Source organism: Idiomarina piscisalsi (assembly GCF_003987095.1).
Lineage (GTDB): Bacteria > Pseudomonadota > Gammaproteobacteria > Enterobacterales > Alteromonadaceae > Idiomarina > Idiomarina piscisalsi.
The window spans coordinates 1-7,492 of sequence record NZ_PIQA01000018.1; the positions used below are offsets into that span (position 1 = coordinate 1).

The window sequence follows — 7,492 nt, forward strand, 5'->3', positions numbered from 1 at the left end:
CCCTTATATTGTGCGGGCTCAACGTCTAGGATACATGTTTGTGTGCGTTGTTTAGGAACAACGGGCTAGGTCATATCGATCTTCTAATAACGGAGCGTGTGATTGTCCTATTGTAGGCGACTCAATAGACGACGATACACGTTTGTGTGCGTTCTGGAGTAAACCGAGAATCATAGACAATTCCTGACTATTATTTGAGCTGCACTATGGCCGCTAAGAGCGATTAGCCGACTAAATGAGTCCTCTGAACAGTCCGCTCCTCGCTCAAAGCGGAATGAACTCTTGATGCTCATTAAAAGAATTTCATACTTACCGATCGTGCCGTCCAAAAGGGCTAAACAAGCTAGCATTGTCACATATACTGTTTTTATGTACAGTTCCTTTTTTAAACGAAGGGGGAACCGATGAACATTATTGCTGAAGCACGCTGGCGGAGTAGGGAATTAAACAGTACTGAAAACTGCCAGCTAGTCCGTCAACAGAATCAGTGGCTCCTGAGAGGGGATGTAACTATCGTCGAATCGAGCAAATCTGTTCAATGGGTTTATCAAATTGTCTGCAGCAACAGTTGGCATACCCAAGAAGTTCGCCTTCAAAAATCAACGATGTTCCCAATTACCTTTTCACGAACTAACGACGGGAAATGGTATAAAAACAGAGTTTATCTACCCTACCTTGATGGGGCTCATGATATCGATCTCGGATTTACTCCAGCGACTAATACGCTGCCTATTCGACGCCAACAACCTAAAATAAATGACACCATGGTTTGTCATGCAGCTTGGCTTCGGGAAAATGACTGCAGCATCCTTCCAGTTGAGCAATATTACACTCGGCTAGAAGATAATTTATATGAATATCATAACCCTACTAGCGGCTTTCGGACTCAACTTGAAGTCGACCAGCACGGCCTTGTGAGAGATTACGGCGATATCTGGTCTTCAGAATAAGGTGAATGGCCGCTCTGAGCGAGGAGCAGACCTTCGATTTTTTTCCTAACTCAAATAGTAAGTCGTCTCCCTGTCATTAGTTAGTTCGGGTGACGCGAATCCGGCACAGCAAACTTATCTCTGCAATATTGCGCGATTTGCTATTGTGTTGTGGATTTAAGTCACTTATTGTCAATGACATAACGAAAAATCAAAGTTAGATATTGTGTGCAAGTTAGAGTGTAACTGAGCATGCTCAAATGGCTTTCGCTCATTAAGAGCGTTTCAAGGTCGGAGTCTTGTTTAGCTTAGTAACTTAAGAGTTAGCACCTATCAATTGAACAAGTGACAAAGTGCATACGCACAATATACAAAGGTTATATTTACCAAGGAAGTTAGCCCACATGGCAAAGATAAATCCTTTCAAACCAAATAGCCCGGTCCCCCCAGGTATGTTTGCCGGCCGGCTAGCCGAAATCGAAGCTCTTGAAAATGGGCTTCACCAAACTAAGCACGGCAATAGTTCAAATTTTCTGATTACTGGTGAGAGAGGGATCGGTAAATCTTCTCTTATCGGCTATATAAAGCCAACCGCACAGGGGTTTATCAAAAGCGCTGATTACGACAATTTCAACTTCGTTGTTGTTAATACAGTCATTTCCAATAAGTCGACGCTCATTAGCTTTATCAAACTTCTTGAACGTAATCTAAAAAGAGAGTTGGAGAAAATAGGGAGAGCTGAAAAAGTAAGAGCTTTTTTTAGTGATACGTGGTCATTTGTTCAAAGATTGAAAATAATGGACTCTGGTATTGGTAAAGCCGAACCAAGTGATGATTTAGATCTTATTATTGACGATTTTGCCTACTCTTTAGCTGAAACGTCTAAGCGGATCACCAATCCCGAAAATGGTGAAGTAGCACGGGATGGAATCATGATCGTTGTGGACGAAGCAGATAATGCATGTCCAGATCTACATATTGGTTACTTTTTCAAAGTAGTAACTGAACTCTTGCAGCAAAACGGCTGCGAAAACGTAATGTTTATTGTTGCAGGGTTGCCAGATGTAGTTGAGAAACTAACAGTCTCGCATGAGTCATCAATGCGAGTTTTCACTCAGTTGGTCATCAAAGAGTTAAAGCCTGATGATCGAAAATATGTAGTGAATCGTGGCTTGGAAGTGGGTAACGAACAAAATGATGAACAAACAATTATCACGACTGATGCTAGAAATATGATTTCGACCCTTTCTGAAGGGTATCCTCATTTCATTCAGCAGTTCTCCTATTCTGCTTTTGAGGCGAACACCGATGGTGAGATAAGTGAGGACGATGTAGCCACAGGAGCATTTAGGCAAGGTGGTGCGCTAGATGCGATAGGCTCTAGATATTATCAGAGCTTATATAATGAACAAATCAAATCTGATGAATATCGTGAAGTTCTTGAAATAATGGCGGAAAACATGAACTCTTGGATTAAAAAGAGTGATATCCGTGATAAATTTTCCGGCAATGACCATACGGTAAGTGATGCGCTGAAAGCACTTACTTCTAGAAAAATTATACTGAAAAACCCGTCAAAGCTCGGCGAGTATCGCCTTCAACATAAAGGGTTCGCTCTCTGGATTAAATTATTTGGCCGAAGAAAAAATGCAACAAGTCAAAGCACACGAACGCAGTAAACTGCGCCGGTGTTTGAAGCGTTATGGACTATTGAGTATCTATGTCGAAGAGTGAGATCGAAGCGAAAATCGAGTTTCAAGAAACCATAGGTGAAGCGAATCCCGGTGGCTTCCAGCCTGTCAGGTTCACTCGAGTAAAATATAAGGCAAGTCCAACTGCACATATCGACATTCGACGTTTTCAGCGTGGATACGATGACGAAGGCGAAGAGCAGTTTTTCCCAACCAAAGTTGGATTTAGGTTTCCGGAGAGCCAATTCCGTCGCGTTGTCGAAAATTATGCCCTAATGCCGGAATCTTATGTACACCCCACCATAATAAAGAAGTGTTTTGCTTTGCTTGGAAATCGTGAGTACGAAAGTGCCGTGCTTCAAGCCTTCAAGGCAATAGAGGTATCGGTGCGTGAAAAAATTGGAGCTCCAGCAGACTGTTTTGGTGAGCGATTACTAAAAAAAGCGTTCAACCCTGACGACGGGGCTCTAACTAATCATGAGCTTCCAAAAGCAGAAAGATTTGCTTTTCTGAACTACATCACAGGCGCTTTTAGCTTCTATCGCAACGCCAGTTCTCACCGAGATGTCGATCTGGACTTTATTTCGGCATTCAAAAAAATCGTGGTCGCCAGCGATCTGTTGACTGCCCTCGAGGACGCTGAAATAAATGCATAACGATCGGCTGTTATCGCCCCTTTCAAAGCTGCCCGCTCCGCATTACAGTTATTGCAAGCCGGTTACGCGAGCCGTTAACGTCCGCTCTTGGCACCAAGCCGAAAGTCAGTAACGAGCGAGAACCGGACACTAAGTAACTTACGAACCTATACACTCAGAGCCAGTGTAGCTGGCTTGCACTTCTATTCATGATTAGACATTTCGTCCTGTTTTAGCACTTTTCAGCACACTGTAAGGTTGCAATCTAGTTATCGAGGAGTAGTTTGATTGGTGGAAAGTAATCTAACCAGGGCATGGAGCGAAATGAATCTCTTCAAGGTTCTACCTTCCATTAGCAGGTTTGGGGAGTGCATTTAGCTTTTACTTTAATCAACTTTATGAGTCAAATTAGCGCTAATTTAGTTAAAAGAAAAATTAAAAACATCAAGGTGCGTAGGGATGTTAAGCGTAAACGAGCAAGGAAAATGTTTATGGCAAACGAAGATCAGGAATGGGAAGTTTTTATAAGATTTTTGGAAGAACGCAGAAAGGAAGAATGGGTTGTAAGTGCTAAAAAGACTCTTGATTGGTTCTTGGAACATATGGGAGAGGATAATTGGGTTCGACGTAAGAGAGCTGTTGTCCAGTATTTCAGGCAGCAACAAAGTAATCATATTCCATCTAGTCCAGCACGAGCACTTGATATAGAAGACGAAAATGCCCGAGTGGCATTCAATAAAGATTGGATAGCTTGGTATCTCTATCTTGTAGAGTCTGTCTATTTTCGCCCCTATGTTGATGAACCTTCACAATCTGCAAGAATATACCCGTTCTTTTCTGCTATTGGTAGATACATTGATATCGCTACGAATATCGAAGGCATAGACGGGAAGCTTGATGAGCTCTTAGAAGGCAAAGAAAATCAACCAGACTCCTTACTTTTTGAAATAGTCACCGCCATTATGTATCAGAGAAATGGGTGGACTGTTAAATTTATTCCAGAAGATGCGAACTCAAAAACTCCAGATCTATTTGTCTCGAGAGGTAATGAAAGTTTTTACGTAGAATGTAAAAGACAAAGCAAAGTTACCGAATATTCTGAAAATGAAAGAAAAGAATGGAGAAAGCGCTGGGCTAAGCTTGCTCCGATTATGATTGCAAACAAAACTTCGATATTTGTTGATGTAACTTTTAAAGTTGAAATCTCTCAAACGTCAGAAGATATTCTAGCTAAAGCATTTTCAGCGATAATTCATAAGGGATGTATTGACAATGGAGTATATCTGGAGAGTGATGAGCTCATTTTTAAAGCAAGCTACATAGATATGGGCTTGGTGGACGAGCATTTCGATAAATATCAAGTACGCTGGAACTCCCCCCAGATGATAGCTCTATTTGCAGGAGGATACGATAGCAGCGGTAGTTATACTCAGCTTCATTCTCCAAAGGGTATTAACGCAATAGGGCCTGATGATGACGAGCATGTTCTTAACCTGTTTTGTGAAGGTGTGCACGCAGCGTATTGTGCAAAATGGGAGTGCGTTGCTGATGAATCTATTAATAAAAAGGCTAAAGATGTGAGAAAGCTTCTTAGCAAGGCAGTTAATCAAGCACCCAAAAGTCATCCAACAATTGTCCACATCGGATATGAGACACTTCACGGGCCAATAGTCGAATACTCTAGAGCGAATAAGATCTATTCGTCAATAGAGAATTTTGACTATAAAAGGAAAGATATTCGAGCGGTCTATTGTCATGCTATCCAGCCATCTAATCAAATAGAAGGTTTCGAGTGCGCCGAGACTACAATGCGCTTTGGGCGAATAGGGGTGAATCCAGAAGATATTCTCCCTCATGACCTGCTGCTAGATGAACCTGGAATGGAGACAAGGAATGATACTCATTGGAATGAAGACTTTACCGGTAGCTATAAGTCTTAACCGCTAGCTGCAGCACGGCAATTGACGCATCACTTCAATTGCCCGATGAATTGCGCATTACCGTGCGCGACTGGCACAAGCATTCTGCGGCAAGGAAGGAGCGTTCTTCAGAATTGACAGAACGCAAGTAATCAGGCCGCTTGAAGACTGTTGCTAATTACAAAAATAATAGTTTCAGAATCACTCGAACTACCGTCGATTAAATAATAGAAAAGCTTTACAACGAGGCTTAAAATTAGCCAAAACCATGCGCTTTTTAAAAGTGCTTCCGCCATTTTGACGTGCGTCACCTTTTCATTCGTTGCATCATAATTACGACGTAGGCATCTCAGAGTGTTACGAAATAAGGTTAACTCAAATTTTTCATCACCGACCTCGAATAAATCTTTCCAGCTAATCGCTCGAAAACTTGTTACCTTCAATGCGCGTTTTGCCCAGAGAATACAACGAAATGCAACAATAGCTGAAATACTCATTGTTAAAAGCATTAGCCAGCTCAATGCTGACTGCAGAGCAGACTCTGATTCCCCAATAATATTTATTACTAGTGGAGACAATGTTATCAGTGACGCAAGGAAGGCTGTAGCGACACCTAGATATAGTCCGCCCTTACTGTCAGCTGAAGATCTTCGCTGTTGCTCATGATCGTAAAGTCTGCGAGCCTCATCGAGAGCGACATCCACAAAGTCCCCCGGGTCTGCCTCCTTTATTAGATCTAAATCTTTCTCTGTTGAGCTGTCGCCTGATTTACGTTCTAGTCTCGGCCATAACAGATCAAAATTCATATTTTTTCTCCACAGGCAACTAACTCATCGACAATCGCGGAAGCGATAGGTAAATTTGTCTTATTCTCAATCCACGCCCATTGGCCGTTTGGGTTTATTTCCAAAAACCAATAGTTACCTTTTTGATCACATACCAAGTCAATAGCACTGAACCTCAAATTTAACTTTGAAGTTAACTCGATGCATGATTTAGCTATGTCTGTCGGTAGCTCTATAACTTGATGGCGTAAATCTATTCTTCCTCCTTTCCGCCAATCTACTCTTGTTTGCTCATCATCCTGCGACCAAATTGCGACTGGAAAGATTTGCTTTCCCACCACCGTGACTCTTGCATCGAACTTCTTAATGATTTCTTGTTGAAAGATCGAGGGAACCTGAGAAATAGCTGAAGTATCTTGAGTCTTTATTTCAGGAATTCTATTGGTGAAAACCACCTTGTCATTTTTGCCTTCAATCAAGCCTTGCTTTACAGGTTTAATAATAAGCCGTTTGTTCTCGGTTTTATGAATAATATCGTTAGCGACGTTAGTAACTAAGCCATTGGGTACTCTGAAACCCGCAGACTTCGCTAGGAGCAATTGTTTCGGCTTATCCTCTGCAAGCGCTATAGATACGGGCGAAGTGAACCACTTTCCCTCAAGTCGCGCGTAAATGCTTTTTAAAAAAGCCAGCCATTCTGATGCAATGTATTCATTTTCACTAGTCTCTAACGAGCTTGAATACTCAGGGGGGGGCAGGTCTTCGAAAATAGGCAGATTTAACCCTACTACCGCTGACATTCCCTATTCGCCAGTCATCAAGGGATTCATATCCAATACAGCATTCGTAATTTGCCAATGACTCTGTATTTAATCGGTAGTAGTCCATCTCTCGTTTACGTAATTCACGAACGATGTAATCGGTCGTAATGTCTCTTTTATTAGTAACTAAAAGAATCATAGGTCATAAGGACTCATCGAATTATCGTCCTCTTCTTGCGCCACTTCAGTCTTTGTTAGTAAACCACTCAAGATGCAGGACTTTAAATCTGTATCATCACTTTCTTCACGCACCTTGGTTTTGGTCATCATCTCGAGGGTGTATGAACTTTCATCGTCTTTTTCAACATCAACATTTGTCTTTGTATTAAGCTCTGCACTGTTGAGCGCTAAAGACTCAATTACTGGCATCATGGCTTCTGCGTCGAACCACATATCATATTGTTCGGAATAAAAGCTGAATCGCCACTGATTTGCTAGACACCTCATAGCCATAGATAATGGCATAAAAGAGGTGCTTATGAGTAACAACCGATACCCTGAAGAATTTAAAATCGAAGCTGTCCGGCAAATTACCGATAAAGGTTATTCTGTTGCTGACGTTTCAAGACGGCTCGATGTTTCCGTTCATAGTTTATATGCCTGGGTTAAGAAGTACGGTCCAGAAGCAGAGAAACACGCAGCTCAAACCGAAGAGCAGGCTGAACTAAAACGTTTAAGAAAAGAGTTACAGCGTGTCACTGAAGAGCGTGAC

At 41.9% G+C, this 7,492-nt stretch carries 8 protein-coding genes; 5 read left to right on the plus strand and 3 right to left on the minus strand.

Going from position 1 to position 7,492, the window contains the following annotated elements; translation table 11 throughout:
* Positions 1-404: 404 nt before the first annotated feature.
* The 4 genes from CWI73_RS12190 (at position 405) to CWI73_RS12205 (ending at position 5,195) form a co-directional block, all read left to right on the plus strand.
* The gene (locus tag CWI73_RS12190; protein ID WP_126753037.1) at positions 405-950 is read left to right on the plus strand and encodes a putative glycolipid-binding domain-containing protein; all 546 of its coding nucleotides are present in this window, start codon (positions 405-407) and stop codon (positions 948-950) included.
* A gap of 383 nt (positions 951-1,333) precedes the next feature.
* Positions 1,334-2,608 (plus strand): AAA family ATPase, encoded by a 1,275-nt coding sequence (locus CWI73_RS12195; RefSeq protein ID WP_126753038.1) that lies wholly within the window; start codon positions 1,334-1,336, stop codon positions 2,606-2,608.
* 41 nt (positions 2,609-2,649) lie between these two features.
* Positions 2,650-3,276 (plus strand): TIGR02391 family protein, encoded by a 627-nt coding sequence (locus CWI73_RS12200; protein WP_126753039.1) that lies wholly within the window; start codon positions 2,650-2,652, stop codon positions 3,274-3,276.
* A 347-nt stretch (positions 3,277-3,623) separates the two neighbouring features.
* The gene (locus CWI73_RS12205) at positions 3,624-5,195 is read left to right on the plus strand and encodes a hypothetical protein (protein ID WP_198675199.1); all 1,572 of its coding nucleotides are present in this window, start codon (positions 3,624-3,626) and stop codon (positions 5,193-5,195) included.
* Between the two features lie 131 nt (positions 5,196-5,326).
* On the opposite strand, the gene CWI73_RS12210 is transcribed toward CWI73_RS12205, so the two are convergent.
* The 3 genes from CWI73_RS12210 to CWI73_RS12220 all read right to left on the minus strand — a co-directional run bounded on the left by CWI73_RS12210 (position 5,327) and on the right by CWI73_RS12220 (position 7,245).
* Positions 5,327-5,980, minus strand: coding sequence for a hypothetical protein (locus tag CWI73_RS12210; protein WP_126753040.1), 654 nt, complete (start codon positions 5,978-5,980; stop codon positions 5,327-5,329).
* A complete protein-coding gene (locus tag CWI73_RS12215) occupies positions 5,977-6,759 on the minus strand; it encodes an MvdC/MvdD family ATP grasp protein (protein ID WP_198675200.1) in 783 nt (260 codons plus the stop codon). The genes CWI73_RS12210 and CWI73_RS12215 overlap by 4 nt, the downstream gene beginning before the upstream one ends.
* Positions 6,760-6,915: 156 nt before the next feature.
* A complete protein-coding gene (locus CWI73_RS12220; protein ID WP_126753041.1) occupies positions 6,916-7,245 on the minus strand; it encodes a hypothetical protein in 330 nt (109 codons plus the stop codon).
* A 13-nt stretch (positions 7,246-7,258) separates the two neighbouring features.
* On the opposite strand from CWI73_RS12220, the gene CWI73_RS12225 reads away from it, so the two are divergent.
* The coding region (locus tag CWI73_RS12225; protein ID WP_133306929.1) for a transposase at positions 7,259-7,492 on the plus strand (234 nt) is incomplete at its 3' end.

Bases quoted from the DNA above. Each gene is read 5' to 3' on its own strand.
- CWI73_RS12215 (WP_198675200.1), bottom strand. From the start codon at position 6,759: ATGTCAGCGGTAGTAGGGTTAAATCTGCCTATTTTCGAAGACCTGCCC.
- CWI73_RS12220 (WP_126753041.1), bottom strand. From the start codon at position 7,245: ATGCCATTATCTATGGCTATGAGGTGTCTAGCAAATCAGTGGCGATTC.
- CWI73_RS12200 (WP_126753039.1), top strand. From the start codon at position 2,650: ATGTCGAAGAGTGAGATCGAAGCGAAAATCGAGTTTCAAGAAACCATA.
- CWI73_RS12210 (WP_126753040.1), bottom strand. From the start codon at position 5,980: ATGAATTTTGATCTGTTATGGCCGAGACTAGAACGTAAATCAGGCGAC.
- CWI73_RS12195 (WP_126753038.1), top strand. From the start codon at position 1,334: ATGGCAAAGATAAATCCTTTCAAACCAAATAGCCCGGTCCCCCCAGGT.
- CWI73_RS12190 (WP_126753037.1), top strand. From the start codon at position 405: ATGAACATTATTGCTGAAGCACGCTGGCGGAGTAGGGAATTAAACAGT.